The sequence below is a fragment of the Roseobacter sp. genome (assembly GCF_024639605.1).
GTDB lineage: Bacteria > Pseudomonadota > Alphaproteobacteria > Rhodobacterales > Rhodobacteraceae > Roseobacter.
This window is the reverse complement of sequence record NZ_JAHEHZ010000009.1, coordinates 1-25129: the sequence shown is the minus strand read 5'-3', so window position 1 is coordinate 25129 and position 25129 is coordinate 1. Positions and strand designations below refer to the sequence as shown.

The 25129-nt window shown below is 60.7% G+C and carries 24 protein-coding genes and 1 pseudogene; 18 read left to right on the top strand and 7 right to left on the bottom strand.

Going from position 1 to position 25129, the window contains the following annotated elements; genetic code table 11:
- Positions 1–17 precede the first annotated feature (17 nt).
- Positions 18–707: a GntR family transcriptional regulator gene (locus Q0M35_RS02395; protein ID WP_295311809.1), complete on the top strand. Its 690-nt coding sequence runs from the start codon at positions 18–20 to the stop codon at positions 705–707.
- Here the strand turns inward: Q0M35_RS02395 and denD are convergent.
- Positions 671–1654 carry a D-erythronate dehydrogenase gene (gene denD, locus Q0M35_RS02390; protein WP_295311807.1) on the bottom strand — a complete coding sequence of 328 codons (984 nt, stop codon included), beginning with the start codon at positions 1652–1654 and terminating at the stop codon, positions 671–673. The two genes, Q0M35_RS02395 and denD, sit on opposite strands and share 37 nt — an antisense overlap.
- The gene (locus Q0M35_RS02385; RefSeq protein WP_295311805.1) at positions 1651–2538 is read right to left on the bottom strand and encodes an NAD(P)-dependent oxidoreductase; all 888 of its coding nucleotides are present in this window, start codon (positions 2536–2538) and stop codon (positions 1651–1653) included. The genes denD and Q0M35_RS02385 overlap by 4 nt, the downstream gene beginning before the upstream one ends.
- Positions 2539–2739: 201 nt before the next feature.
- On the opposite strand from Q0M35_RS02385, the gene Q0M35_RS02380 reads away from it, so the two are divergent.
- The 6 genes and pseudogenes from Q0M35_RS02380 (at position 2740) to Q0M35_RS02355 (ending at position 8427) form a co-directional block, all read left to right on the top strand.
- Entirely contained in the window at positions 2740–3501 is a 762-nt protein-coding gene (locus Q0M35_RS02380) for an SDR family oxidoreductase (RefSeq protein WP_295311804.1), read from the top strand.
- On the top strand, positions 3498–5300 hold the full coding sequence (locus Q0M35_RS02375; RefSeq protein ID WP_295311802.1) for an IlvD/Edd family dehydratase: 1803 nt from the start codon (positions 3498–3500) through the stop codon (positions 5298–5300). The genes Q0M35_RS02380 and Q0M35_RS02375 overlap by 4 nt, the downstream gene beginning before the upstream one ends.
- Positions 5245–5534: pseudogene (locus Q0M35_RS18535) on the top strand (DUF6552 family protein). The gene Q0M35_RS02375 and the pseudogene Q0M35_RS18535 overlap by 56 nt, the downstream one beginning before the upstream one ends.
- Before the next feature lie 13 nt (positions 5535–5547).
- Complete coding sequence (locus Q0M35_RS02365) at positions 5548–6396, top strand: fumarylacetoacetate hydrolase family protein (RefSeq protein ID WP_295311799.1); 849 nt, start codon at positions 5548–5550, stop codon at positions 6394–6396.
- A gap of 2 nt (positions 6397–6398) precedes the next feature.
- Complete coding sequence (locus Q0M35_RS02360) at positions 6399–7328, top strand: 2-hydroxyacid dehydrogenase (RefSeq protein WP_295311798.1); 930 nt, start codon at positions 6399–6401, stop codon at positions 7326–7328.
- Positions 7329–7332: 4 nt separating this feature from the next.
- Complete coding sequence (locus Q0M35_RS02355; RefSeq protein ID WP_295311795.1) at positions 7333–8427, top strand: mandelate racemase/muconate lactonizing enzyme family protein; 1095 nt, start codon at positions 7333–7335, stop codon at positions 8425–8427.
- A 3-nt stretch (positions 8428–8430) separates the two neighbouring features.
- On the opposite strand, the gene Q0M35_RS02350 is transcribed toward Q0M35_RS02355, so the two are convergent.
- Both Q0M35_RS02350 and Q0M35_RS02345 read right to left on the bottom strand, forming a co-directional pair.
- Positions 8431–9081, bottom strand: a complete 651-nt coding sequence (locus Q0M35_RS02350) for a ChrR family anti-sigma-E factor (protein WP_295311794.1) — start codon at positions 9079–9081, stop codon at positions 8431–8433.
- A gap of 5 nt (positions 9082–9086) precedes the next feature.
- The gene (locus tag Q0M35_RS02345) at positions 9087–9611 is read right to left on the bottom strand and encodes a sigma-70 family RNA polymerase sigma factor (RefSeq protein WP_206040809.1); all 525 of its coding nucleotides are present in this window, start codon (positions 9609–9611) and stop codon (positions 9087–9089) included.
- A 253-nt stretch (positions 9612–9864) separates the two neighbouring features.
- Between Q0M35_RS02345 and Q0M35_RS02340 the strand changes: the two genes are divergently transcribed.
- Genes Q0M35_RS02340 through Q0M35_RS02320 form a run of 5 tightly spaced genes read left to right on the top strand, consistent with a single transcriptional unit; the run spans position 9865 to position 14475 of the window.
- Complete coding sequence (locus Q0M35_RS02340; protein WP_295311793.1) at positions 9865–11193, top strand: FAD-dependent oxidoreductase; 1329 nt, start codon at positions 9865–9867, stop codon at positions 11191–11193.
- Positions 11190–11951 (top strand): DUF1365 domain-containing protein, encoded by a 762-nt coding sequence (locus Q0M35_RS02335; protein ID WP_295311792.1) that lies wholly within the window; start codon positions 11190–11192, stop codon positions 11949–11951. Before Q0M35_RS02340 ends, Q0M35_RS02335 begins: the two co-directional genes overlap by 4 nt.
- Positions 11948–13180, top strand: coding sequence for an MFS transporter (locus Q0M35_RS02330; protein WP_295311791.1), 1233 nt, complete (start codon positions 11948–11950; stop codon positions 13178–13180). The genes Q0M35_RS02335 and Q0M35_RS02330 overlap by 4 nt, the downstream gene beginning before the upstream one ends.
- A 3-nt stretch (positions 13181–13183) precedes the next feature.
- Positions 13184–13744: a DUF3833 domain-containing protein gene (locus Q0M35_RS02325; RefSeq protein WP_295311790.1), complete on the top strand. Its 561-nt coding sequence runs from the start codon at positions 13184–13186 to the stop codon at positions 13742–13744.
- The gene (locus tag Q0M35_RS02320; protein WP_295311789.1) at positions 13744–14475 is read left to right on the top strand and encodes an SDR family NAD(P)-dependent oxidoreductase; all 732 of its coding nucleotides are present in this window, start codon (positions 13744–13746) and stop codon (positions 14473–14475) included. The genes Q0M35_RS02325 and Q0M35_RS02320 overlap by 1 nt, the downstream gene beginning before the upstream one ends.
- Before the next feature lie 4 nt (positions 14476–14479).
- Here the strand turns inward: Q0M35_RS02320 and Q0M35_RS02315 are convergent, their stop codons facing one another.
- Genes Q0M35_RS02315 through Q0M35_RS02305 form a run of 3 tightly spaced genes read right to left on the bottom strand, consistent with a single transcriptional unit; the run spans position 14480 to position 16820 of the window.
- A complete protein-coding gene (locus tag Q0M35_RS02315) occupies positions 14480–15535 on the bottom strand; it encodes a saccharopine dehydrogenase (RefSeq protein ID WP_295311788.1) in 1056 nt (351 codons plus the stop codon).
- 2 nt (positions 15536–15537) lie between these two features.
- Complete coding sequence (locus Q0M35_RS02310) at positions 15538–16155, bottom strand: glutathione S-transferase family protein (RefSeq protein ID WP_295311787.1); 618 nt, start codon at positions 16153–16155, stop codon at positions 15538–15540.
- Between the two features lie 11 nt (positions 16156–16166).
- Complete coding sequence (locus Q0M35_RS02305; protein ID WP_295311786.1) at positions 16167–16820, bottom strand: histidine phosphatase family protein; 654 nt, start codon at positions 16818–16820, stop codon at positions 16167–16169.
- A gap of 236 nt (positions 16821–17056) precedes the next feature.
- Between Q0M35_RS02305 and fdhF the strand changes: the two genes are divergently transcribed.
- The 6 genes from fdhF to Q0M35_RS02275 form a co-directional block, all read left to right on the top strand.
- The gene (fdhF, locus tag Q0M35_RS02300) at positions 17057–19822 is read left to right on the top strand and encodes a formate dehydrogenase subunit alpha (protein ID WP_295311785.1); all 2766 of its coding nucleotides are present in this window, start codon (positions 17057–17059) and stop codon (positions 19820–19822) included.
- 3 nt (positions 19823–19825) lie between these two features.
- Positions 19826–20197, top strand: a complete 372-nt coding sequence (locus tag Q0M35_RS02295; protein WP_295311784.1) for an ASCH domain-containing protein — start codon at positions 19826–19828, stop codon at positions 20195–20197.
- 226 nt (positions 20198–20423) lie between these two features.
- Positions 20424–21614: a hydantoinase/carbamoylase family amidase gene (locus Q0M35_RS02290; protein WP_295311783.1), complete on the top strand. Its 1191-nt coding sequence runs from the start codon at positions 20424–20426 to the stop codon at positions 21612–21614.
- Between the two features lie 213 nt (positions 21615–21827).
- Positions 21828–23798 (top strand): AMP-binding protein, encoded by a 1971-nt coding sequence (locus Q0M35_RS02285; protein WP_295311782.1) that lies wholly within the window; start codon positions 21828–21830, stop codon positions 23796–23798.
- A gap of 84 nt (positions 23799–23882) precedes the next feature.
- A complete protein-coding gene (locus Q0M35_RS02280) occupies positions 23883–24701 on the top strand; it encodes an ABC transporter ATP-binding protein (protein WP_295311781.1) in 819 nt (272 codons plus the stop codon).
- A gap of 123 nt (positions 24702–24824) precedes the next feature.
- The coding region (locus Q0M35_RS02275) for a hypothetical protein (RefSeq protein WP_295311780.1) at positions 24825–25129 on the top strand (305 nt) is incomplete at its 3' end.

Sequence of the window (25129 nt, the reverse complement as noted above, 5' to 3'; positions counted from 1 at the left end):
GCCAGCGGGGGGCTATCATGCGGACGCAGGACGCAGACATTTTCGACGATATGCGGCATCGCCTGATCACAGGCGAGTTCGGGTACGGTATCAAACTGCGCGCCGAAAAGCTACGGTCTGATTACAACTGCTCGGCCAGCACGGTGCGGGAGGTTTTGTTCCGCCTGTCCACCGTCGGGCTGGTCGATTTTCAGGAGCAGCGTGGATTCCGTTCGCCGGAGCAATCGGTTGAGCGCCAGCACGATCTGACGCACATGCGCATTATGCTGGAAAGCGAAGGAGCGTGCCTTTCGATCCGTCTGGGTGGTGTGGAGTGGGAATCACGGCTGAGTGCCGCGCATCACAAGTTGTCGCATATCGAGATGCGGGTGCGCTCCTCAGGGGATGTTTCGCCTTTGCTGAGCCTGTGGAGCCGGGCGGAGCAGGAGTTCCATGAAACTCTGATCGAGGCCAGCGGGTCAGCCCTTTTGATACGCACCCACCAGGTCATTTACGAACAGTTTCGCCAGCAACTGGTCTCTGCCGAGACCAACTATGGCTACTTTCCCGAAAATATACCCGAACATCAGGCGATTCTGGACGCAGCACTGGACCGGAATGAGGATCTGGTGCGCAAGCGGGTGCATGACCACCTCGCGCGCAACCTCAGCACGCCGTTGCCGGTCCCGCATCAGGCGGTCGCTTTTGGCAAATCCTCTTTGATGTAGACATCAATGATTTCGTCAAAGCTGCTCTCGGCCTTAAACCCGAGGTCGATCGCGCGTTGCGGGTCGAAATTCCGCGGCCAGCCTTCGACGATTTTCATGATCGCCGGGTCAGGCTCAGCCCGGATCAGATCAACGGTTTTCTGGCCCGCCGCCCGTCGCAGCGCTTCGATCTGCTCGGCCACGGTGCAGCTGATCCCCGGCAGGCTGAGCGCGCGGCGCCCTTCGAGCAGGTCCGTGTCCAGCGTCGCCGCGTGGGTCAGGAACCCGGCCGCCGACCGCGGCGAGGCGTGCCAGTGGCGCACCGTATCGGGCACCGGCAGTATGGCCTCAACCCCGTTCAGCGGCTCCCGGATAATGCCTGAGAAAAACGACGAGGCGGCGAGGTTCGGTTTGCCCGGTCGCACGCAGATCGTCGGCAAACGCAGTGACACACCGTCGATGTATCCTTTGCGGCTGAAATCGGTGACCATCAGTTCGCAGATGGCCTTTTGCGCGCCATAACTCGTTTGTGGTGCGTTCAGGAATTCATCGCCGATCTTCTCCGGGAAAGGCGCGCCGAAAACCGCGATCGATGACGTGAACACGAGCCGTGGCACCCACTCCCCGCCGCTGGCTTCGTGTTCGGCGCGCAGGGCTTCCAGCAGATGCCACATGGACATCATGTTCACTGCCCAGCCTTTTTCGAAATTCGTCTCTGCCTCGCCCGAGACAATGGCGGCGAGGTGAAAAATCACATCGAAACGCGCGGCAGCAAGTGCGCGGATGATCGCCGGGTCCGTGATGTTACCGGTTTTTGTGGTAACGTCGGTCACGCCTTCCGGCGGAAAGGCCATATCGAAAAGTGTGATGTCGGGCGATGCGTTATTCCCGAGACCTTCAGACTGAAGGCGTGTCGCGAGTTTCTGGCCGACCATCCCGCCGCCGCCGAGAATCAGAACCCGGGTCATACCGGCAACCCGTTGCGCGCGCGCAGTTCCAGATAGAGGCCGGAGTGATCTCTTTCGGCGCCGTTCATCTCGTCAATAAAGTACTGAAACCTGTCGCGCACGCTCTGGGTGGCAGGCAGCGTCAGGCCGAGGGCTGTTGCTTCATCAAGGGTATTGTTGAGATCTTTCACCTGAAATTTGGTGAGCCCGCCGGGATCGAAATTGCGGGTCGTCATGCGTTCGCCGTGCTGTTGCAGGATGGTACTGTCGGCAAATCCACCTTTCAGTGCGGCGCGCACCGCGGCAGGGTCGGCACCGCCCTGCTCCACCAGCAGCATGGCTTCGGCCACGGCTGAGATGGTCACGGCAACGATCGTCTGGTTTGCCAGTTTGGAAAGCTGCCCGGTGCCCGAGGGGCCGACATGTACCGGCCGCCCCATCGCCTCGAAAACACCGCGGGCGGCGTCGAAGTGCGCGGCCTCGCCTCCGACCATAATGGCAAGCGTGCCGTCTTCGGCGCCCCTGGTTCCGCCCGAAACCGGCGCATCGAGGTGCCCGAAGCCCAGCGATTTCAGCGTTTCTGCCTGCGCGCGGGAGTGTTCGGGTTTGGCGCTGGACATGTCCAGCCAGATGGCACCCGGACTGAGCGCTGCCTGAACTTCCCGGTCATCCAGCAGCGCGCCCGAGGCAAATCCGTCCGACAGCATCGTGATGACAAACTCCGCGCCCGCAACCGCCTCAGCGGCACTGGCCGCGACCGTGGCGCCGTGCTTTGCCAGTGGTTCTGCGCGCTCTGTTGTGCGGTTCCAGACGGTCAGGTGATGGCCGGCGCGCAGCAGGTTGCGGGACATGGGAAACCCCATCAGCCCGGTGCCTATGAGTGCGACCTTGCGTGCTTGTGTCATAAGAGCGGTTATCCTCTGCTGGCCGTTTTCAAAGCTGTAGCCAAAGTTAATACTGTGTCATACGCTAACGGAAACCAGCCGCTGAACCAGCCCGTTTGACGGTTTTTTTGACGACAACAGCAGGAAGATCCGAGGCCCGCAATTTTTCCGTACGCATGCGTCCGGATAGTCGCAGGCAGGCCCGGAACGGGGGGAGAATATATGTCCGGACAAAGGCTTAAGGGCAAACGCGCGCTGATCACAGCAGCAGGTCAGGGGATCGGCCGGGCCACGGCTCTCGCGATGGCGGATGAGGGCGCACAGGTTTTTGCCACCGACGTGAATATGGAAGCGCTTTCTACGATTCGCGATGCGAATCACGAAAATCTCGAAATTTTCGAACTTGATGCCCGTGACGATGAGAGCGTGAAAGCGGGCGTCGCACGCGCACGGCCGGATGTTCTTTTCAACTGCGCAGGCTTCGTGCATCACGGCACCGTTCTGGACGCCAGAGACGAAGAATGGGAGTTCGCCTTTGATCTCAATGTGCGCTCGATGCTGCGCACAATCCGGGCAGCACTGCCGGGTATGCTCGAACAGGGGGCGGGCTCGATCATCAACATGTCTTCTGCCTGTTCCAGTGTGATCGGCGCACCCAACCGCTTCATTTACGGCACGACCAAGGCTGCGGTCATCGGGCTCACAAAATCGGTGGCGGTCGATTACATAGCACAGGGTATCCGCTGCAACTGCATCTGCCCGGGCACGGTCGAAAGCCCCAGCTGGCACGAGCGCGTCGATGCGCTGGGCGAGCAGCTGGGCAGCAAAGAAGAGGCGATGAAACAGTTCGTATCGCGCCAGCCGATGGGACGGGTCGCCACCGCAGACGAAATTGCCGCCCTTGTGGTGTATCTCGCGAGCGATGAGAGCGCCTTCACCACAGGGCATCCGCATATCATTGACGGGGGGTGGTCGGGCCAATGAACGGGAAAAAGATCGGTATTGAAGACCTTCGGTCGCGCAAATGGTTCATGAATCCGGACAATCCGGAGATGACTGCGCTTTATCTGGAACGCTATCTGAACTACGGACTGACGCGCGCTGAATTGCAGTCCGGCAAGCCGATCATCGGGATTGCACAGACCGGCAGCGATCTGAGCCCCTGCAACCGCCACCATCTGGAGCTGACTAAACGGGTGCGGGACGGTATTATCGCGTCTGGTGGCACCTGTATCGAAGTGCCGGTGCATCCCATTCAGGAAACCGGCAAGCGCCCGACGGCGATGCTGGACCGGAACCTTGCCTATCTCAGCCTTGTGGAGACGCTTTTCGGCTACCCTCTCGACGGTGTGGTGCTGAACATCGGCTGTGACAAAACCACGCCTGCGTTGCTGATGGCCGCGGCGACGGTCAACATTCCGGCGATTGCGCTCTCGGTCGGGCCGATGCTCAACGGATATTTCCGCGGCCAGCGCACCGGATCGGGCACCATTGTCTGGAAGGCACGCGAGATGCTGGCCGCCGGAGAGATTGACGACGACGGATTCATGGAACTCGTGGCCTCGTCTGCGCCTTCGGTCGGTTACTGCAACACGATGGGTACGGCGACGACCATGAACAGCCTCGCGGAAGCGCTGGGTATGCAACTGCCCGGAGCGGCGGCGATCCCGGCCCCGTACCGGGAGCGCGGGCAGATCAGCTACGACACCGGCCGGCGGATCGTCGATATGGTATGGGAAGACCTTCGCCCGTCGCAGATCATGACTCGCGAAGCCTTTGAAAATGCAATTGTAATCAACTCCGCCATCGGCGGGTCGACCAATGCGCCGATCCACCTCAACGGCATCGCTCGGCATCTCGGAGTGCCACTGGACAATGACGACTGGCAGAAGGTCGGGCACGATGTGCCGCTGCTCGTTAATCTGCAGCCGGCTGGCGAATACCTTGGCGAGGATTACCAGCACGCGGGCGGTGTACCTGCAGTCGTCGGAGAGCTTCTCTCCGCCGGGTTGCTGCCACATCCGGATGCGGTGACCGCCAACGGCCGTACCATGGGCGAGAATTGCGGCGGGCGTCGCAGCGAAGACACCAAAGTCATTCGCTCGGTTTCTGACCCGCTTGTCGCTCAGGCCGGGTTCATCAATCTGACGGGCAATCTCTTTGACAGCGCGATCATGAAGACCAGCGTGATCGGACCGGCCTTCCGGCAGCAGTACCTTTCTGATCCTGACGACCCGAATGCGTTTGAGGGGCGCGCTGTGGTGTTTGACGGGCCTGAGGATTTCCATCACCGCATTGATGATCCGGCGGAGAATATCGATCAGGACTGCATTCTCTTTATGCGCGGTGCGGGGCCCAAAGGATACCCGGGCGGGGCCGAAGTCGTGAACATGCGTCCGCCGTCCTATCTGCTGAAAAAAGGTATCGAGGCGCTGCCCTGTGTCGGCGACGGTCGGCAGTCGGGCACATCCGGCAGCCCGTCGATCCTGAATGCATCGCCTGAGGCGGCCGCGGGCGGTGGCCTGGCGCTGCTGAAAAACGGCGACCGGGTGCGTATCGATCTGAACAAATGCACAGCGGATATGCTCGTGCCTCTTGATGAGCTGGCCGAGCGCGCCCGCGTCTTTGAGGCCGCAGGTGGTTACGACGCACCGGAGAGCCAGTCGCCCTGGCAGCAGTATTTCCGTGAAAAAGCCGGCCGCTTTGATCAGGGCATGATCCTTGAGGATGCGGACAAGTATCAGGACATCTCACGCAAATGGCTGCCCCGTGATAACCACTGACCCGGAAACACCGCACCCGTGGCGGCCGGTAGATACGGTAAAATGGATTGCGACAGCCGTGCAGCTTGTTGGCTGTGATCTGAGGGGCATGGGTGTCACACCGTGGAATTATGGACGTTCTTTGCGGGGATCGTCCTGTGGTTTGCCGTCGGTGCAATGTGGAAGGACAAGGCGATCATGGTCGTGCATGTCGGAGCCTTCCTGTCGCTGCTGATCGGCTATCTCAACGCATAATAAGGAGACGTGCATGAAACTCGTAAGATACGGCGCCGCCGGGGCGGAAAAACCAGGGATGCTGGACGATGGTGGCGTGCTGCGTGATCTGTCGGCCCACGTGGATGACATTGCAGGCAATGTTCTCTCTGAGGCCGGACTTGATAAGTTGCGCGCGATTGATCCCGCGACCCTGCCTGCAGTAGAGGGCAGCCCGCGTATCGGCGCTTGTGTCGGCAGCATCGGCAAGTTCATGTGCATCGGTCTGAATTTTGCGGATCACGCCGAAGAAACCGGCAACCCCTTCCCCGATCACCCGGTGCTTTTCATGAAGGCGAACTCCGCCGTGGTGGGCCCGGATGACGATGTGTCGATGCCGCGCGGCTCCACCAGCACTGACTGGGAAGTGGAGCTTGGGGTGGTGATCGGCAAGGCCGCAAAATACGTGAGCAAAGAAGACGCGCTCGATTATGTTGCCGGCTATTGCGTGATCAATGACGTCAGTGAGCGGCATTTTCAGAACAATCTGACCGGCACCTGGACCAAGGGTAAATCCTGCGACACTTTCGGACCGACCGGCCCCTGGCTGGTCACGCGGGATGAAATCCCTGACGTACAGAACCTTGCCATGCGTCTCGACGTGAACGGTAAGCGTATGCAGACCGGCAACACGAAGACGATGATCTTTACTGTTGCTGAGATCATCGAACACCTGAGCGGGCTTATGACGCTGCATCCGGGCGATGTCATCTCGACGGGCACGCCGCCGGGCGTTGGCATGGGCATGAAACCGAACCCGGTTTATCTCAACAAAGGCGACGTGATGGAGCTGGAAATCGAAGGTCTGGGCATACAGCGCCAGACCGTGACGGAGGACGCATAATTATGGCTGATCTGCTGCAGATCGGGGGCATTACCGACACGATGCGAGAGCGGCTCGAAGCAAAGTTCACGATTCACAAGCTGACCGATGGCGCGTATCCTGCGGATGCGATCACGCATATCGCCACCAACGGGCACGACGGGGTGGCACCGGATGTGATGGCGGCACTGCCGAACCTGCAGGCGATAAGCTGTTACGGTGTGGGCTATGACGCGATTGATGTGAACGCGGCCAAAGCAAAGGGCGTCGTGGTGACCCATACGCCCAATGTTCTGAATGCCGAAGTGGCGACAACGGCGGTTCTGCTGATGCTGGCCTGCTACCGGGAGCTTTTGCGCGATGACGCCTGGGTGCGGTCGGGAAACTGGGAAGCGAAGGGCAACGCGCCGCTGACCCGCTCTGCGGACAATCAGACGGTCGGCATCCTCGGGCTGGGGCGCATCGGGCAGGCGATTGCCGACAAGCTGGCACCTTTCGGAACGAAGATTGTTTATCATTCGCGCAGCAAAAAGGACGTGCCCTATAAGTATTACGGCGACCTTACCGAAATGGCGCGCGATGTGGATTGCCTGATCTGCATCACGCCGGGCGGGCCTTCGACGCAGCGGATCGTCAACCGCGAGGTGATCGATGCGCTGGGGGCGCAGGGTACGCTCATTAATGTAAGCCGTGGCTCTGTTGTCGATGAGCCGGCCATGATCGAAGCGCTGCAGGAAGGCCGGCTTGGCTGGGCGGGGCTTGACGTGTTCGAGGCGGAACCAAAGGTGCCGGAGGCCCTGCGCAAGCTGCCCAATGTGGTGTTATTGCCCCATGTGGGCAGTGCCACGGTGGAAACGCGCGCCGCGATGGGTGCGCTGACTGTCGATAACCTGCTGCAGCACCTTGAGGATGGCAATGTCATCAGCCCGGTGCCGGAATGTGCGGACATGTGAGCCCGTGAGCGCGATTGCAGAGGTCACCGCGCGGCTTTTCAATGTGCCGCTGGACGAAGTGCTGGTGGACGCAAAACACGGCAGCCACAGTCACTTTCATCTGATCACCGCGACCGTGGTGCTGGAGGATGGCCGCGAAGGCACCGGCTATACCTATAACGGCGGTCGCGGCGGCCATGCGACGGCAGCGATAATCACTCATGATCTGGCGCCTTTTCTGAAGGGCCGGGATGCGGGTGATGTCGAAGCGCTCAACGACGCGATGCAGTGGCACATGCATTATGTCGGGCGCGGGGGCATCCTGAGCTTTGCGATTTCGGCCGTTGATATTGCGCTCTGGGACCTGCGTGGACGGGCCGCCGGCCAGCCGCTGTGGCAAATGGCGGGCGGGGCTGGCACGACCTGTAACGCCTATGGTGGCGGCATCGATCTCGCCTTTCCGTTGCCTAAGCTGCTCAGCCATGTGCAGGGGTATCTCGATGCCGGTTTGCGTGCGGTCAAGATTAAGGTGGGCCAGCCGACGCTTGAGGAGGACATTGAGCGCATCCGCGCCGTGCGCGCGCAGATCGGACCGGATGCCGGGTTCATGATCGATGCGAATTATTCGCTGAGCGTGGATCAGGCAATTGCCATGGCCCGGGCGGTCAGTGACCAGAACATAATGTGGTTCGAAGAGCCGGTGATCCCGGACAACTACCCTGGCTATGCCCGCATCACCGATGCCACTGGTGTGGCGGTCGCTCAGGGCGAAAACCTGCACACGATCCATGAGTTTGAGATGGCGCTGGCGCAGAGCAGTCTGAGCTTTGTGCAGCCTGATGCATCGAACTGCGGCGGCATCACAGGATGGCTTCAGGCAGCCAGGGCGGCGGAGGAAGCGGGAGTTCAGGTCTGCAGCCATGGCATGCAGGAGCTGCATGTCGGGCTCTTGTCGGGCATGTCGCCTGCGGGCTGGCTTGAAGTGCACAGCTTTCCCATCGACCTGTACACAAAACGCCCGCTCGTCATTGAGAGAGGGCGTGCTGTGGCATCTGATGAGCCCGGAACCGGCGTGACCTTTGACTGGCCGCGCCTGGAGCCTTTTGAAGTCGTGCTCTGAGCGTCAGATCCGCAGGAAACGCTGTGCGATCCTTGGAAGCAAGCGGTCGAAACGCAGCGGCGCGTCAGTTACCGCCAGACAGATGCAGTCCTCGTGGATATCGGCCACGGGTGTGTGGTGCAGATCACTGTCCGCGATCTCGACATCGCCGCGGGCGAAATAGCCGTCGTCGTCCTGAAACGCACCCTTCAGAACCAGAGTCATCTCGGTCCCGTGATGGCCGTGGTCGGGCATCGCAGCACCAGCAGGAATGAAAAGCAGCCGCGCGGTGGCATCTTTGGACGTCGGCAGGATCGCCTGCTTCACGCCCATACCAACCGGCTTCCAGCGTATGGCATCCAGACCGCCACCGACATAATCGCGCAGCGGTCCGGGCAGAACGGCGTTCTCCGGAGAGGAAACTTTAATTGTGTCCGGTGCGCCGCTTTCAATCAAAGCCATTGTGGCCTCGAAACTGTCTGCAGCTACACTTGCTTCTGGCTGCTGGTCGAGGATCTCGCCGCCCAGAGCATCAAAGCTGCCGGCACGTGCACGGCAGTCGTCGCAGAGCGACAGATGCGATGCGACAATCAGGTTAAACGCTTCCGGCAGGGTTCCTGCAGAATAGGCCATCAGGACGGCGTCATTGAGGTGATGTTTGATTGTATCTGTCATGGCTTTCACTTCAGTGTGTGGCGCAAACGGTCCAGCGCCAGTCTTATTCTCGATTTGATCGTGCCCAGTGGCAGACCGGTTTCGGCGGCGATTTCGCTGTGGGTCAGATCCCCGAAATACGCCTTTTCGATTAACTCTCTCTGTGGCTCCGGAAGCTTCGCGAGCGCGGCCCCCAGTAATTCTGTTTCCTGTTGCAGGTTCAGGACATCTTCCTGATCCGGTTCTGCCTCAGGACCCCAGGTCAGGTCCTCCGGTTCCGGTCTGCGCTGGCGGCGCAGAAGGTCGATTTTACGGTTCCGCGCGATCGTAAAAATCCACGTCGCGACGGAGGCCCTTGCAGGGTCGAACTGATGCGCCTTGTGCCAGAGCGACGCCATCACATCCTGTGTGCACTCTTCTGCCAGTGAGGCATCCGTACCGGTCCGCATCAGGAACCCTTTTACTCGCGGTGCAAAGTGCTCGAACACTTCAGCAAAAGCGCGGCGGTCCCGGTCATCCCGGATCCGTACCATATGTTCCACCCAGAGCATCCGGGCTGATCCGTCTTTAACTGTCACGACTGAACGCCCTGCTCTCGTCACGCTTTTGCGCCGCGCCGGCGGCGCCACCGGCACAGCCAACCCTCTTTCGGTGCGATTTTCAACTGTGGCGTTTGCGTACATGAGAGGTTTACGCTGCACCTGCGAAGGCGGATCATAAAAACTTTGTTTTTGTCCTGACCGATCCAGATTAAGAAACGTCGCGTACACTTAATGACAAAACAAACCGAGCGGATAACCCTTTATGCCTTTCGAAGCCCTCACTTCAGGTGATTTAACAGCGTGCGCGCCGAAATCAGACCCGCTGCGGATTGCGGTGATCGGAGGGGGTATTTCCGGCATGGGAGCGGCTTATATGCTTGGGCGCGATCACCATGTCACACTCTTCGAAGCGGAGGCGCGTCTTGGCGGGCACGCCCGGACAGTGATAGCAGGGAAGAACGGAGATCAGCCAGTCGATACAGGGTTCATCGTTTTCAATTACGCTAACTATCCGTTCATGGCGGCGCTCTTTGACGAGCTTGGTGTGCCAGTAGTGAAATCCAACATGAGTTTTGGCGCGTCTGTCGACGGCGGCCGCCTGGAATACGCACTTACGTCACTCGATGCTCTCTTCGCCCAGAGACGCAATGCGGTTACACCGGCCTTTCTCGGTATGGTGCGTGATATTCTGAAGTTCAACAAAAACGCACTCCGTATTGCGGAAAACGGTGATCTGACCCTGCGCGATTTTCTGGTCGAACTGGGGACGGGTGACTGGTTCCGTGACTATTATCTGCTGCCGCTCTCGGGCGCGATCTGGTCCACGCCGACCGAAAAGATTATGGATTTCCCGGCGCAGGCAATGATCCGGTTTTTCGAAAATCACGCGCTGCTGAACACCACAGGTCAGCATCAGTGGTACACTGTCGAAGGCGGATCTGTGCAGTATGTTCAGCGGCTGCAAAGCGCTTTGAAATCGCGCGACGTGCGGGTCCGGACCGGCGCACCGGTCCGGTCGGTGTCGCGCATCGGGGGGCAGGTGTCCGTACGCGCCGCCAGCGGTGAGGCGGAAATTTACGACCACGTGGTGTTTGCAACGCATTCGGATGACAGTCTGAGCCTGCTGGCGGATGCCAGCGCTGCTGAGAGCACCGCTCTCGGGGCCATCGGGTATCAGCCCAACCGCATTGTTCTGCACGCTGATGAGGCGATCATGCCGGCGCGGCGCAAAACCTGGGCCAGCTGGGTCTATACCGAAGACAGCGCCGCGAAATCCGACCGGATCGACCTGACATACTGGATGAACTCATTGCAGCCCATTCCGCAGAACGACCCGCATTTTGTCACGCTCAACACCAAACGTACGATCCGCGAAGAGCTGATCTATGATGAGGTAACTCTGCGCCATCCGGTCTATGATCTCGCAGCCCTTGCGGCGCAGCAGGATGTTGCGGCCTTCAACGGGACGAACAACACGTGGTTCTGCGGGGCATGGATGAAAAACGGATTTCACGAGGACGGTCTGTCGAGCGCCGTTGATGTTGTGCGTGCCCTGCGTGCCGGAGCTTCTGTGAGGGTCGCTGCCGAATGACGGGAACCGTCGATCATATCGCCGGTCTGACGTATCACGGGCGCAAGGGGGATATCACCAACGCTTTCCGCTATTCGGTGGACTATGTGCTTTTTGACGCCGAGGCGGATCTCGACACGCCCGGGCTGTTTGCGCGCAACGGGCGCGGGGTGACGGCCGTCAATGATCGCGACCACGGTGGCACACCCGGCGAGGGGCGCGGCGCGCAATGGGTGCGTGATGTTCTCGAACAGCATCAGATCACGGGTGTTGCGCGGATTGAACTGCTCGCGCAGCCACGCGTGTTGGGTCATGTGTTCAATCCTGTCAGTTTCTGGCTCTGCCGCAATGGCACGGGCGAGCTGATTACGGTGATTGCCGAGGTCAGTAATACCTTCGGCGACAGACACAGCTATCTGTGCTGCCACCCCGATCAGCGCCCCATTTCGCCAGGAGACACTCTGCAGGCGCGCAAGGTTTTCCACGTCTCTCCGTTTCAGCCGGTCGAGGGCGGATATACCTTCCGTTTCGACATTACGAAGGAGCGGATCGGCATCTGGATCGACTACGCCCGCGAAGGTGGCGGGCTGATCGCCACGCTCACCGGCAAACGCCGTCCGCTGAGCAATACTGTCATCCTGAAGTCAGCTCTGTGCCGGCCGTTCGGCGCGCGTCGGGTGCTGGCCCTGATCCACTGGCAGGCCTTCAGGCTCTGGCTGCGCGGCGCGCTTTACCGCCCGCGCCCGACGCCACCGTCCGAGGAGGTATCGCGCGGATGACCGTCACCACAGATCGCCTGCCGTCCTATTCCCTCTTTGCGGCCCTTCTCGCCTCAGCCGGGTTGCCGATCTATATTCATGCGCCGAAATTCTATGTCGATGAATATGGTGTGTCGCTGGCAGCGCTTGGCACAGTGCTGTTTGGTCTGCGCCTGCTCGATGTGGTCCAGGATCCGTTTCTGGGCTGGCTGTCGGAAAAAACCCGTGATGCGCGGGCAGCAGCGGTCGGCATTGGCTGCGCTGTGCTGGGCGGGTCGATGCTGCTCCTTTTTGCTGTGCCGCCCTTTCTGCCGCCGGTTTTGTGGTTCGCACTGAGCCTGACCCTGGTCTTTTCAGCGTTCAGCTTTCTGACAATCAACTTTTATGCTCAGGGCGTCGTTAAGGCGGCCAGACTTGAGGGCGACGGCCATCTCAGACTGGCACGCTGGCGTGAAAGCGGGGCGCTTGCGGGCGTCTGTGCCGCGTCGGTCGCACCGGTCGCGCTGGGGTTCGTCTTTGCGGCCCCCTTCGCCGGTTTCGCGGCAGGATTTGCGGTTTTGTCGCTGGCGGCCTGGTGGTTTATGCGGCCCGAGTGGAGCACGGCCGGGTTGGGGCAGTCCACCGGATTTGCTGCTGTTCTCTCTGATCCGATGGCGCGGCGTCTGTTGCTGATCGCGTTTTTCAACGCGGCCCCGGTTGCGGTGACGTCTACGCTGTTTTTGTTTTTTGTGGAGAGCCGCCTTGAAGCGCCGGGATTTGAAGGCCCTCTCCTGCTGGTATTTTTCCTGTCAGCAGCCCTGGCCGCTCCTCTCTGGGGGATGATGGCTGAACGCTTCGGGCCGCGTGATGTGCTGGTGGTGGCGATGGTGCTCGCGATTTTTTCTTTTGGCCTCGCGTTTACCCTCGGACCCGGAGACTGGCTGCTTTTTACGGTGATCTGCATCGCCTCCGGGGCGACGCTGGGCGCTGATCTCACATTGCTGCCGGCGATTTTTGCGATCCGGATGGCACAGGTCTCGCCCTCAGCCTCCGAAGGCTTTGGCCTGTGGTCGTTTGTATCAAAACTGACGCTGGCTTTTGCGGCGGTGACGCTGCTGCCGCTGCTGGAGAACGCCGGGTTTCAGAGTGGTGCAACAGACAACCCTCCTGAGGCCCTTGCGATGCTCACCTTACTTTACGCCGCAGTACCCTGTGCGCTCAAGGTGATCGCCATCATCCTGTTGTCCCTCACAAACCTGAAAGAGGCCTGAACCATGAGCGCTTGGATCTGGATACTGACTGGTGCAGGGCTCGCGTTTGCCGTTGTGTGGGCCAAAGCACGGTTTGCCGGGTTTACCGCGCAGCGCCCCGAAGACTATGAAGACGACCACCCGGTTTTTGACATCCGCCAGCAGCTAAACGGACCGATCGTGTGCGAGGGCATCATTTACGGGCCGCTCGGGCGCGTCAGCAGCCGGTTCAGGGCTGATTTTGACGCCTCGTGGGATGGCGATACCGGCGTGATGAAAGAGCACTTCGTCTATGATGACGGCTCTGTTCAGGACCGCGAATGGCAACTTACGCTGCGCCCTGACGGTGCAATCGTTGCGCGCGCTGACGATGTGGTCGGCGATGGTCTGGGCCGCCAGTCGGGCTCCTCCGTTCTCCTGCGGTACCGGATCAGACTTCCCGAAGCCTCCGGAGGGCATGTGCTGAACACCACCGACTGGATGTATCTGACGCCCGACGGGACGATCATGAACCGCTCACAGTTCCGCAAATTCGGCATCAAGGTTGCCGAACTGGTTGCGACAATGCGGCCGGCGAGCGTCTGATGCGATCCTGGACAGGTAAACGCTACTGGCTCGTGGGCGCCAGCGACGGGCTGGGAGAAGCTCTCGCGCACCGGCTGAGTTCCGAGGGCGCGCATGTGATCGTTTCGGCGCGCTCCGAAGACAAGCTGAAAGCAATCGTCGAGGCGCTGCCGGGTGGTGGGTCATGGCAGACGGTTGATGTGTCGGATGACGACAGCGTGCGCGAGGCCGCCGCTGCTGTAGGTCAGGTTGATGGTGTGGTATTTCTGGCCGGGGTGTACTGGCCCTTCAGCGCGCTGGAATGGGACGCCGCGCAGGCCACTGCAATGGCGGACATCAACTTTACCGGTCTGATGCGTGTGATGGGACAGGTGGTGCCTCAGATGGTGTCGCGGGACGAGGGCCATATTGTCATCACCGGCAGTCTTTCGGGCTTTCGCGGCCTGCCCGGATCCATCGGCTATACCGCGTCCAAGGCGGGTACGATGTCGCTGGCAGAGTGTATGTATGCTGATCTGCGCGAAACAGGTGTGCAGGTCCAGGTCGCGAACCCCGGGTTCATCAAGACCCGGCTGACCGAAAAAAACAATTTCAGGATGCCCTTCCTGATGACGCCGGAAGAAGCGGCCGGTTACATGTTCCGGCATATGAACAGCAACCGGTTCAAGCTCAGCTTTCCGCGGGTCTTTTCTTGGGTTTTCAGAGGCAGCCAGTTTCTGCCTGACTGGCTCTATTTCCGGATATTTTCCTGACGCGTCAGAGCCGTTCCAAATGCACGCCAAAGGTTGCAGTCGCCCGCGCCCAGACCCCTTGAGGGTCGTCCGGCAGCCCCAGCAACACAGGCAAAAGCTGTCCCGCGTAATCTTCGCTGCTTTCCAGTGGCAGCATGGAGGGCAGATTATCGATCGCGGTGACATCGAGCACAGGGTCATCATGCACGCGCAGCGCGGGTGCCGACCACGTGGTGGTCCGGTCATAAACTTTGATCGGTGAGAAATCACTGTCCGGATCGCAGGCGATATCCCCGATGACACTCAACCTGCGGCTGGCGGTTTTTGCACTGGCTGGCACAAAGACCGGCGTGCCCGGGCGGGCCAGGACGCAGTTGAAAAAGAGCCCGTGGGCGAGCACCTGCGGGAACGGCCCGCCCGACGCTGTTTCCGCCATATCCCATCTGGTTGTTGCGACGCCCATTGCCGTGCAGAGATCGGCCACGCCATGCCCGACACGCCCCAGCGCGCCGACAATCAGCGCATCCGGGCGGTGGGTGCCCGTGGCCACAAGATCTGATTGCAGATCCTGAAGCAGATGTGTGGAGCTTTCGTAAGCGCTCACCGGGCCGGCGATGCGGTCGTGCTGCTGCGCTGCCCAGCATTTCAGGGCCACGGCAGCGCCCGCGTAACCCGCCCAGTAGCCGAAGGCGGCAAGCCTGCGGCCGGTGTCATCAGTCAGATACTCCAGATCAAGCAGGGTGCCGCCACCTTCGCGGAACCGCTGCAACAGACGCAGGCCCGCGGGCTGACCCTTAAACGCATGGCCGAACATGATGTGACGGTGCGGCAGGGGGCTGCCGTCTTCGGGCAGTTCCTTGAGCCCGAAAATAATCGCATCCTGAGGTGCCCCGGGCCAGCTGTACGCGGGCGCCATCGTGCATCCTGTTGCGGCATATTCAGCATCCGGAATGACGCGCGTTGCGCTCTGTTCGACTGTGACCTTCACTCCGGTATCCTGCAGCCGGCGAACACCATCCGGTGTAACCCCGACCCGGGTTTCGTGATCACGTTGTTCGGCGCGGACCCACAGATGCGTCATGTTCAGATCAGCCCCTTTTCACCGACGGTCACAACCGAAGGTCGGGTGCGTACCCGGTCAAGCCAGGCCCGGATTGTCGGGAACGGCGCGAGATCCACGCCGTCGCCTTCCAGCCAGGAACAGACCACAAAAGCATAGGCGTCCGCGAGCGAAAACCTGTCGCCCAGAATGTAATCGCCGCGCAAACAGTCGCTGGCGACAAAAGCCGCAGATGCTGTCATGGTTTCGGGTACTTTGGCGGACATATCCGCAAAGCTTTCGGGGCGATCGGCCCAGCGGCTTCCGCGCCGGCTGTGGGCATGATTTACGTGCATGGTCGAGGCCATGTAATACATGACCATGCGCATGTGCGCGGCCTCAAGCGGATCGTCCGGTACAAGGCCGGCCCCGGGCCTGATCGCGGCGATATATTCAAGGATGGCGCCGGTTTCGGTCAGCAGGGTGCCGTCGCTGATCTCCAGGGTGGGCACGCGACCCTTCGGGTTGAGCCTGAGATAAGCTTCACCTGTTTGCTCTGATGCGCGAAAATCCACTGCGACCAGCTCATGATCAAGCCCGGCTTCCTCAAGCGTGATGGCTGCGGCAACGGCGATTGTGCGGGGGGCGTACCAGAGGCGCATGGGCTGTCCTTTTAAACGTGGGTCCGGGCGTGCTGCCGGTCAGGGTCTTCCAGATGCGGGATCGCGTTGAACATCGTGGGAGAGAGGTTGCCGCCGATCGGAAAGAGCTGATGCTGCGAGGTATTGTAGATCGCCAGCGCCATCTGCGCCATGGCGGCGATATCAAGCCGCAATACCTGCCGCATGGCCATCGAAATCAGCCCGCCGGACGTTACCACCAGCGCCGGCCCCTCGCCTGCGGCAATCTCGGAAAGGGCGTCCCCGACACGGGCTTCAAAGTCCCGGAACCGTTCCGGCGCGCCGGCGATCTCGTCGTTCTGCCAGGCCTGGAAGAGGCGCGGCAGATGCTCGGTAAAGCCGGCGCTGTCGGTGGGAAAGGCCACGCCATGCTCGTCTTCCATTGCCCGTGCCAGCGTGAGGTACTCCAGTTCGTTCAGCCGGGCGTCGCGGACCGGCGTGAGGCCGGTGTCCATCGCATCAGCCGTTTCAACATGACGTCTGAGCGTGCCGGTATAGAGCCGTGCGTGATGCTGCTGGCGGTCACGCAGATGCGCGCCGAGCCATGCAGACTGCTGGTGGCCCAGCGGGCTCAGCCGGTCATAGCTGGCTTCGTCCCGGGCACCTGAATTTGCCTGGCCGTGGCGGATGAGAGTAATATGGGACATGGATGCTTTCTGTGATGTCAGCGATATGTAGGGGAGGCCGGGGGGATAGGAAAGGGCAGGCACCTGCGACCGGCCCGATTAACGCGGAGCGAGACCCCCCCGTTGCGCGGATAAGCGATCCCGGGCTGGCTCGTGACTCCGATCTGGCGGGAATCCGGCGGGATGTGTCGGGATTGGGACTCCGGTCCGGGCGCTCTGCAGGTTAGAGTATCCGCGAAGAAGCGGGAGATTTCGTCATGACGGATCAGATCACATTTACTCTTGATGGTCAGGAAGTGACCACAAAAGCAGGTGTGACCATCTGGGAAGTGGCCAATGGCCGTGGTCTGGTGATCCCGCACCTGTGCCACAAGCCCGCCCCGGGGTATCGCCCGGACGGCAATTGTCGCGCCTGTATGGTCGAGATCGAGGGTGAGCGTACGCTGGCGGCTTCCTGCATACGTGAGCCGTCCGAAGGGATGGTCGTCACAACCGGCAGCGCCCGCGCGAAGAATGCGCGCAAAATGGTCGTCGAGATGCTGCTGGCCGATCAGCCGGAGCAAGCGCGGGCGCATGATAAATCCAGCCATCTCTGGGACATGGCTGCCGAAAACGGTGTCAGCGAGAGCCGGTTTCCGAAGCTCGAAGAGGGGCGCATTCCGCTGCTGGATGACAGCCATGTGGCGATGTCCGTGAATCTGGATGCCTGCATTCAGTGCGGGCTCTGTGTGCGCGCCTGCCGCGAGGTTCAGGTCAATGACGTGATCGGCATGTCCGGGCGCGGGCATGATGCCTGGCCCACCTTTGATATGGCCGATCCGATGGGCGCGTCGACCTGCGTGGCCTGTGGTGAATGTGTGCAGGCCTGTCCCACCGGTGCGCTGATGCCCGCGACCGTGGTGGATGAAAACCAGGTTGGTGACAGTGCCGATTTCGACAGCGAAGTGGAGAGCATCTGCCCGTTTTGCGGTGTCGGCTGCCAGGTATCGCTGAAGGTGAAAGACAACAAAATTAAATACGTGGACGGTATCAATGGCCCGGCCAATGAGGGCCGGCTTTGTGTGAAGGGCCGCTTCGGATTTGACTATATTCACCACCCCCACCGGTTGACGAAACCGCTGATCCGGCGTGACGACGCGCCTGAAAAGGGGTTGAACGTCGATCCGGGCAACTGGTCTGCACATTTCCGCGAGGCGACCTGGGACGAGGCGCTGGATGCGGCAGCGGCGGGTATGAAGGGACGCGGGCGCGAGATTGCGGGTTTCGGCTCGGCCAAATGTACCAATGAGGAAGCCTATCTTTTTCAGAAGCTGATCCGTCAGGGCTTCGGGCATAATAACGTCGATCACTGCACGCGGCTTTGTCACGCATCGTCGGTAGCAGCCCTGCTGGAGAATGTCGGATCGGGAGCAGTTACGGCGACCTTTAACGAGATCGAAAACGCTGATGTGGCCATCGCTATCGGGTGCAACCCGATTGAAAATCACCCTGTTGCGGCGACCTTTTTCAAACAGTTCACCAAACGCGGCGGAAAGCTGATTGTCATGGACCCGCGCGGGCAGGCGCTGAAACGCTATGCCAGCCATATGCTGCAGTTCCGGCCCGGCGCAGATGTGTCGATGCTGAACGCGATCATGCACACCATCGTCGAAGAAGGCCTCTACGACCAGCAGTATATCGATGCCTGGACTGAGAACTGGGAGGCGGAGAAAGCCCATCTGGCGGATTTCTCGCCCGAGGCGATGTCAGGTGTTTGCGGTATTGCGCCCGAAGTGCTGCGCGATGTGGCACGGACTTTTGCCGGGGCGAAATCGGCGATGATTTTCTGGGGCATGGGCATCAGCCAGCATATCCACGGCACCGATAACTCCCGCTGTCTCATCAGCCTTGCACTGATGACGGGACAGGTGGGGCGTCCGGGGGCCGGACTGCATCCGCTCAGAGGGCAGAACAATGTGCAGGGCGCCTCTGACGCGGGGCTCATTCCGATGTTCCTGCCCGACTATCAGCCCGTGACGGACGACGGTGTGCGCTCGGCCTTTACCAGGGTGTGGGGCACGGCGGATTTCTCCAACGAGCGCGGGCTGACGGTTACCGAGATCATGGACGCTGTGCACGACGGCAGGATCAGGGGCATGTACATCCTTGGCGAAAATCCCGCCATGTCGGATCCGGATGTGGAGCATGCCCGTGCAGCACTTGCGAAACTCGATCACCTCGTGGTGCAGGATATTTTCATTACCGAGACTGCGAACTATGCGGATGTGATCCTTCCGGCCTCGGCCTTTGCTGAAAAATCCGGCACCGTGACCAACACTAACCGTCAGGTGCAGATGGGTCGGCCTGCTGTGCCGCCCCCCGGTGAGGCGCGCGAGGACTGGTGGATTGAGACGGAACTTGCCAAACGCCTCGGCCTGCCCTGGGATTACACAAGCCCCGCAGATGTTTTCGCTGAGATGAAGCTGAACATGCGCAGCCTGAACAATATCACCTGGGAGCGGCTTGAGGCGCAGAATGCCGTGACCTATCCTTCGCTCAGCCCGGAGGACCCGGGGCAGGCGATTGTCTTTGGCGAGGGTTTCCCGAGGCCTGACGGGCGCGCGCGGTTCACGCCGGCGTCGGTTATCGCGCCTGATGATGTGCCGGATGCGGAATATCCGATGGTGCTGACCACGGGCCGGCAGCTCGAGCACTGGCACACCGGGTCGATGACCCGGCGCAGCAAGGTGCTGGACGGACTGGAGCCGGAGGCGAACTGCTCGCTGCACCCTGCCACGCTCCGCAAACTGGGCGTGGCGCCCGGCGAGCACGTGACGCTTACCACCAAACGCGGCAGCATCTCGATCATGGCGCGAGAGGACCGCGCGGTGGCGCCCGATATGGTCTTTGTGCCCTTTGCCTATGTCGAGGCGGCGGCAAATATCCTGACCAACCCGGCGGTGGATCCTTATGGCAAGATCCCGGAGTTCAAGTTCTCAGCTGTCCGGGTGGAGCGCAGTGCCGATCAGGTGGCGGCGGAATAGGGCATGCAGCAGCTGGAAGTGGCCGGACGGCTCTGGGACGATCTGCTGTCAGGGCGCAAGACCAACACCATCCGCTGGCGCGAACCGCGGGTGGCGCCAGGCCCGCTGAATTTTGTGCGGAGCGACGACCCGGCACAACAGGCGGTGGTTGTTGTTGAGCGCTGCAGCGATCTGCCGCTTGGCGAGGTGGCGGTCTTTCTGGGCAAAGATGACGTCTGGCCCGCAGATGTGATGCTGAGCGGTATGAGAAGCCACTACCCCGACATCACCATGGATGACACGGTTCAGGTCATCGAGTTTGCGCCGGTAAAGGACGCTCAGGTACAGCGTTCGCCCGCCACGACCAGCTCAGAACCGGTGATCCCGAACTCGTAAACCGCCGAGCGGTCGGGTGTTTCCGCGCGGGCGATCAGAGCGCCGGCGTCGTTGCGAAATACCGCATGGGCGGTGTGCAGGGCACGATAACAGTGGCTGCGGTCGGGATAGTAATATTTAATCAGTCATGTCTCCTCCGGAGCACTGTGGCGGATGCTGGCGTCAGAATTTGTCAGCAGAGTGCCCGCGGATGACACCCGGGTGAAGCGCAGGAAAGAGGACGGATATGGTAAACCCTGAGCGATTTCTGGCGGACCTTCACAAGTTGCGGTCTTTCGGGGCCAGCGGGGTTGGCAACGGTGTGGTGCGTCCTGCCTACAGCGAGGCCGATCTGGCGGCCCGCGACTGGCTCAGCGAACAGATGGCCGCGGCCGGGCTCGAGGTGCAGATGGATGCGACGGGCAACCTTTTCGGGGTCACCGAGAAGCCGTCGCTGCTGCTGGGCTCGCATTCCGACAGCCAGCCGGAGGGCGGATGGCTCGACGGGGCGCTGGGGGTAATCGCGGCGCTGGAAGTGGCCCGCGCCAGCCGCGAAGCGGATGGCCCGCCGGTCTCTGTGGTGTCCTTTCAGGATGAAGAAGGCCGATTTGGTGTCACCACCGGCAGTGCCGTCTGGACCGGGCACCTCGAACAGACGGTTGCTGATGCGCTGACCGATCATACGGGCGTTTCTCTTGCATCTGCCCGCGCTGGCCTGGCCGACAGGGTAACCGGGCCCGTCGATGCGCGCCGTTTCACCGGTTTCATTGAAATGCACATTGAGCAGGGTCCGACGCTCGACACCAGCGGCGGGAAGATCGGCGTGGTCACCGATATCGTCGGCATCCGCGACATGCGAGTGACCTTTGACGGCCAGCAGAATCACGCGGGCACGACGCCGATGCATCTGCGCAGGGACGCGTTTCAGGCGCTGGCTGCTTTCAGCACCGGCCTGAGTGACAGGCTCCGTAACATCGTGACACCGCAGACGGTGTGGACGATCGGTCATGTGAGCCTGCATCCCAATGCAAGCTCTATCGTGCCGGGGCGGGTGGTATTTTCCATGCAGTGGCGCGACGCGCAGACTGACAGGCTGGCGCGGATGGAAACGGTGATCCGCACCCTGGCGGATGAGATCGCGGAGGCACACGGGCTGACCGTAAGATTCGGGCCGGTGCTGGGCCTCGATCCTGTGGAGATGGATGCAACGCTGCGTGCCCGGCTGGAGGATGCGGCGGAGAGGGAGGCGCCGGGGGCCTGGCGCGCGATGCCCTCGGGTGCATTGCATGATGCCACCAATGTGGCCTCGCTGATGCCCGTTGCGATGGTATTCGTACCGTCGATTGGCGGGATCAGCCATGCTTTTGAAGAAGACACCACCGAACAGGATCTTGTTTGCGGGCTCAGAGTGCTGGCGCGCGCTGCCGCTCAGCGGTGAGCGGTCGTCCTGCTGTCCCCACGGCATCCCGCCCCGGTTGCAGAAATGGTACGAAGGCTCTTGCGATCTGCTAAAGGTCTGCAACAATGGCACGAACGTCCGAAGTACCGACGAAGACGTTGACGGGGAGACCAAAAGCAAGATTGATAAGAACAGACGGTTCAAAAGAGCCGCATCTGCCATCACAATGGCAGCGTCTGGGAGGACATAAGTTTGAATACGCCGAGCCGACCGGCCGACGGACCTGCATCCGTACCGGCTCTCCTGCATCTGAACGCACAACGGTATGCCGATGCACCGGCATATCGCGAAAAAGAATACGGAATCTGGCAGAGCTGGACCTGGGCGCAGACGCTGGAAGAAACCGAGGCGCTGGCGCTGGGATTGCTGGATCTGGGCGTGGCAGAAGGCGATTTTGTCGCCGTCATCGGGCGCAACCGGCCCCGGCTTTACTGGGCAATGGTCGCGGCAGAGATGTGTGGCGCGGTGCCCGTGCCTCTCTATCAGGACGCGGTTGCGGAAGAGATGGCCTATGTAATGGGGCATTGCGGTGCGCGCTTCGTGATCGCGGGCGATCAGGAACAGGTCGATAAAGTCATCGAAATCCAGGGCGAATTGCCGGATTTCGAACAGATGATCTATCTCGATCCGCGTGGTCTGCGCAAATACGACCACGCGCGGCTGCATCAGTACAGCCATGTGCAGGACGCCGGGCGGGCGAAACGCGATGAGCTGCTGCCCGAGATCACCCGACGTCAGGGCAAGCTCGATTACGACAGCACTTGTGTGATGCTTTACACTTCCGGCACGACCGGGCGGCCCAAGGGGGTGGTACTGAGCAACCGAAATGTGATCGAAACCTCGAAATCGTCGTCTGAGTTCGACGATCTGAGGCAGAGCGATGATATCCTGGCCTATCTGCCGATGGCCTGGGTGGGTGATTTCATCTTTTCGGTGGGGCAGGCGATGTGGACGGGGTTCTGTACGAACTGCCCGGAGAGTGCGGATACCATGCACACTGATCTGCGCGAGATCGGGCCCACGTATTATTTTGCTCCGCCGCGGGTTTTTGAGACGCAGCTGACCTCGGTGATGATCCGGATGGAGGATGCAGGGCGGTTCAAGAAATGGCTCTTTGATCATTTTATGACGCATGCCCGCAAGGTCGGGCCGGATATTCTGGATGGTAATCCGGTGAGTATGGCGGACCGGCTGAAGTATCAGCTGGGAGAGTTTTTCATCTACGGGCCGCTCAAGAACACGCTCGGGTTCAGTCGTGTGCGGGTCGGATATACGGCCGGAGAGGCGATCGGCCCTGAGATTTTCGATTTCTACCGGTCGCTGGGCATCAACCTCAAACAGCTCTACGGGCAGACTGAGGCAACCGTTTTCATCACAGCCCAGCCAGACGGCGAGGTGCGCTCGGATACGGTGGGGGTGAGCTGTCCCGGGGTCGAGCTGAAAATCGCGGAGAATGGCGAGGTTTTTTACCGCTCGCCCGGTGTTTTCGTGGAGTATTACAAGAACCCCGAAAGCACAGCTGATACCAAAGACGCCGAAGGCTGGGTGGCGACCGGGGACGCGGGTTTCATTGAAGAGGACACCGGGCATCTGCGGATTATCGACCGGGCCAAGGACGTCGGCAAAATGGCCAGTGGTGCGCTGTTTGCGCCAAAGTACGTGGAGAACAAGCTGAAGTTCTTTCCGAATATTCTCGAGGCAGTGGTTTTCGGAAATGAGCGCGATGAATGTACGGCCTTTATCAATATCGATCTGACCGCGGTGGGCAACTGGGCGGAGCGTAACAACATCGGTTATGCGTCCTATCAGGAACTGGCACGGCATCCCCAGGTCATGGATACCATTCAGGAACATGTGGAGGAGGTGAACCGGTCGGTTGCGGAAGATGAGATGTTGTCCGGCTGTCAGGTGCACAGATTCGTGGTGCTGCACAAAGAGCTCGACGCCGATGATGGCGAGCTGACGCGCACACGCAAAGTGCGGCGCCGAGTGATCGAAGAGAAGTTTCACGATATTATCACGGCACTTTATGACGGCTCATCAAGTGTGAGCACGGTTACCGAAGTGACCTATGAGGACGGGCGAAAGGGGTCGATCGCCGCCACGCTGGAGATCCGGTCCGTTGCGGTTCAACCGGCACCTGCACGGATGGCCGCGCAATGACGGTACGACGCTCTGCTGCGCAGTCGCCCCGCCCGCCATCCCGCAGGGGCCCGCCGGAAAAATACACGAACGGAGTAAGCCCGGATGCTTGATCAGGCCGACGGATATACGACAGCGGACGGCCGCAGGATCGGTGGTGTTGTCATGGAGATGCGCAACATCACACTGCGGTTCGGCGGGGTGGAGGCGATCAGGGATATCTCATTTGATATCCGCGAGGGCGAGATCAGGGCAATCATCGGACCCAACGGTGCCGGCAAGTCTTCTATGCTCAACGTTATCTCGGGCTTTTATGTGCCGCAGGAGGGTGAGGTCTGGTACAAAGGCGCGCCGCGTCCGCCGATGAAGCCTTACCAGGTGGCCCGTCAGGGCATCGCCCGGACTTTTCAGAACATCGCGCTTTTTGAAGGCATGAGTGTTCTGGACAATGTGATGACCGGGCGGCTGACGCATATGAAAAGCGGATTATGGCGTCAGGCGCTGTGGCTGGGACAGGCTGAGCGGGAAGAGACGGAAAACCGCGAAGTCGCTGAAAAAATTATCGATTTTCTGGAGATCCAGGCGATCCGGAAAACTCCTGTGGCCCGGCTTCCCTATGGTCTGAAGAAGCGGGTCGAACTGGCGCGCGCGCTGGTGGCCGAGCCGTCGCTCCTGCTGCTCGACGAGCCGATGGCCGGAATGAACGTTGAGGAGAAAGAGGACATGAGCCGCTTTATCCTCGATGTGAACGACGAGTTTGGCACCACGATTGCGCTTATCGAACACGATATGGGTGTGGTGATGGATCTGAGCGACCGTGTGGTTGTCATGGATTATGGCAAAAAGATCGGTGACGGCACGCCCGACGAGGTGCGGAACAACCAGGACGTGATTGATGCCTATCTTGGGGTCAGCCATGACTGAGAGAGGCGCTGTCCGTCGCGGTTATTTCTGCCCGTGCTGCATCCGGGCGTCCGGTATGCAGTGTCGCGCTGTGACGCAAGCAGGGTGGCAGGCCAGCCTGACAACCGGTGGAGTGGGGTGAGAATGTCGATGCCTGCGCACTCAAAACAACGGCTGGCGATGTTCTTTTGCACTGTCGTCTGTCCGGTGGGGATTGCCGCGCTGATCACGTCGCGTCCGTGCGATGCCGCATTGCCGGAAGCGCAGCACCCTGCGGTCGAACGCGCCACTGAATTCAGTCGCGGTGCGATGCGCTGCTCAGATGTTAAGGACCTGGCTGTCGCGTCGGGCCTGGATGCGAAAATTCTGGTCGGAAAGGCGGCAGCGCCGCGCGCGCACCCGTCACTTGTGATTTGTCAGGTTGATGCGCAGGCCGCCGGCGACGCCGG